This is a genomic window from Xenorhabdus sp. TS4 (genome assembly GCF_014467265.1).
Taxonomy (GTDB): domain Bacteria; phylum Pseudomonadota; class Gammaproteobacteria; order Enterobacterales; family Enterobacteriaceae; genus Xenorhabdus; species Xenorhabdus ehlersii.
The window spans coordinates 59,955-62,919 of sequence record NZ_NKHQ01000004.1; the positions used below are offsets into that span (position 1 = coordinate 59,955).

1 rRNA gene is annotated in these 2,965 nt (G+C 53.8%); it reads left to right on the forward strand.

The annotated features are described in order from the left end of the window. Positions 1–21 precede the first annotated feature (21 nt). Positions 22–2,931 (forward strand): 23S ribosomal RNA (locus Xets_RS27680). Positions 2,932–2,965 lie beyond the last annotated feature (34 nt).

Sequence of the window (2,965 nt, forward strand, 5' to 3'; positions counted from 1 at the left end):
GAAGACACCTTCGGGTTGTGAGGTTAAGCGACTAAGCGTACACGGTGGATGCCTAGGCAGTCAGAGGCGATGAAGGACGTGCTAATCTGCGAAAAGCGCCGGTGAGCTGATATGAAGCGCTATCAGCCGGCGATGTCCGAATGGGGAAACCCAGTGCAATCCGTTGCACTATCCTTACCTGAATTCATAGGGTAAGGAGGCGAACCGGGGGAACTGAAACATCTCAGTACCCCGAGGAAAAGAAATCAACCGAGATTCCCCCAGTAGCGGCGAGCGAACGGGGAGGAGCCCAGAGCCATCAGCGATATGAGTGTCAGGAGAACGGTCTGGAAAGGCCGGCAGTAAAGGGTGAGAGCCCCGTATCCGAAGACACTGGTATTGTGAGCTCAACGAGTAGGGCGGGACACGTGGTATCCTGTCTGAACATGGGGGGACCATCCTCCAAGGCTAAATACTCCTGACTGACCGATAGTGAACCAGTACCGTGAGGGAAAGGCGAAAAGAACCCCGGCGAGGGGAGTGAAAGAGAACCTGAAACCGTGTACGTACAAGCAGTGGGAGCCTTGATTTATCAGGGTGACTGCGTACCTTTTGTATAATGGGTCAGCGACTTATATTCTGTAGCAAGGTTAACCGCATAGGGGAGCCGCAGGGAAACCGAGTCTTAACTGGGCGTTAAGTTGCAGGGTATAGACCCGAAACCCGGTGATCTAGCCATGGGCAGGTTGAAGGTTGGGTAACACTAACTGGAGGACCGAACCGACTAATGTTGAAAAATTAGCGGATGACTTGTGGCTGGGGGTGAAAGGCCAATCAAACCGGGAGATAGCTGGTTCTCCCCGAAAGCTATTTAGGTAGCGCCTCGTGAAGTCATCTTCGGGGGTAGAGCACTGTTTCGGCTAGGGGGTCATCCCGACTTACCAACCCGATGCAAACTGCGAATACCGAAGAATGTTATCACGGGAGACACACGGCGGGTGCTAACGTCCGTCGTGAAGAGGGAAACAACCCAGACCGCCAGCTAAGGTCCCGAAGTCATGGTTAAGTGGGAAACGAAGTGGGAAGGCTCAGACAGCCAGGATGTTGGCTTAGAAGCAGCCATCATTTAAAGAAAGCGTAATAGCTCACTGGTCGAGTCGGCCTGCGCGGAAGATGTAACGGGGCTAAACCATGCACCGAAGCTGCGGCAGCGACACGAATGTGTTGTTGGGTAGGGGAGCGTTCTGTAAGCCGGTGAAGGTGAACTGTGAGGTTTGCTGGAGGTATCAGAAGTGCGAATGCTGACATAAGTAACGATAAAGCGGGTGAAAAACCCGCTCGCCGGAAGACCAAGGGTTCCTGTCCAACGTTAATCGGGGCAGGGTGAGTCGACCCCTAAGGCGAGGCTGAAAAGCGTAGTCGATGGGAAACAGGTTAATATTCCTGTACTGGCCATAATTGCGATGGGGGGACGGAGAAGGCTAGGCAAGCCGGGCGACGGTCGTCCCGGTTTAAGTGTGTAGGTGGGATAACTTGGCAAATCCGGTTATCCAAGACACTGAGGCACGATGACGAGGCATTACGGTGCTGAAGTTGCTGATGCCCCGCTTCCAGGAAAAGCCCCTAAGCGTCAGATTATGGTCAATCGTACCCCAAACCGACACAGGTGGTCAGGTAGAGAATACTCAGGCGCTTGAGAGAACTCGGGTGAAGGAACTAGGCAAAATGGTGCCGTAACTTCGGGAGAAGGCACGCTGGCGTCAGGTGAAGAAACACGCTTTCGGAGCCGAGGCCAGTCGCAGATACCAGCTGGCTGCAACTGTTTAATAAAAACACAGCACTGTGCAAACACGAAAGTGGACGTATACGGTGTGACGCCTGCCCGGTGCTGGAAGGTTAATTGATGGGGTTAGCCGCAAGGCGACGCTCTTGATCGAAGCCCCAGTAAACGGCGGCCGTAACTATAACGGTCCTAAGGTAGCGAAATTCCTTGTCGGGTAAGTTCCGACCTGCACGAATGGCGTAATGATGGCCAGGCTGTCTCCACCCGAGACTCAGTGAAATTGAACTCGCTGTGAAGATGCAGTGTACCCGCGGCAAGACGGAAAGACCCCGTGAACCTTTACTATAGCTTGACACTGAACCTTGAGCCTTGATGTGTAGGATAGGTGGGAGGCTGTGAAATGTGGACGCCAGTCTGCATGGAGCCATCCTTGAAATACCACCCTTGAATGTTTGATGTTCTAACGTCGGCCCGTTATCCGGGTTGCGGACAGTGTCTGGTGGGTAGTTTGACTGGGGCGGTCTCCTCCCAAAGCGTAACGGAGGAGCACGAAGGTTAGCTAATCACGGTCGGACATCGTGAGGTTAGTGCAATGGCATAAGCTAGCTTGACTGCGAGAGTGACGGCTCGAGCAGGTGCGAAAGCAGGTCATAGTGATCCGGTGGTTCTGTATGGAAGGGCCATCGCTCAACGGATAAAAGGTACTCCGGGGATAACAGGCTGATACCGCCCAAGAGTTCATATCGACGGCGGTGTTTGGCACCTCGATGTCGGCTCATCACATCCTGGGGCTGAAGTAGGTCCCAAGGGTATGGCTGTTCGCCATTTAAAGTGGTACGCGAGCTGGGTTTAGAACGTCGTGAGACAGTTCGGTCCCTATCTGCCGTGGGCGTTGGAAGATTGCAAGGGGCTGCTCCTAGTACGAGAGGACCGGAGTGGACGCACCACTGGTGTTCGGGTTGTCATGCCAATGGCACTGCCCGGTAGCTAAGTGCGGAAGAGATAACCGCTGAAAGCATCTAAGCGGGAAACTTGCCTTAAGATGAGTCTTCCCTTGTCCCTAGAGGACACTGAAGGAACGTTCGAGACGAGGACGTAGATAGGCCGGGTGTGTAAGCGTTGCGAGACGTTGAGCTAACCGGTACTAATGACCCGTGCGGCTTAACCTGACAACACCGAAGGTGTTTTGGGGTTTGAGAGAGA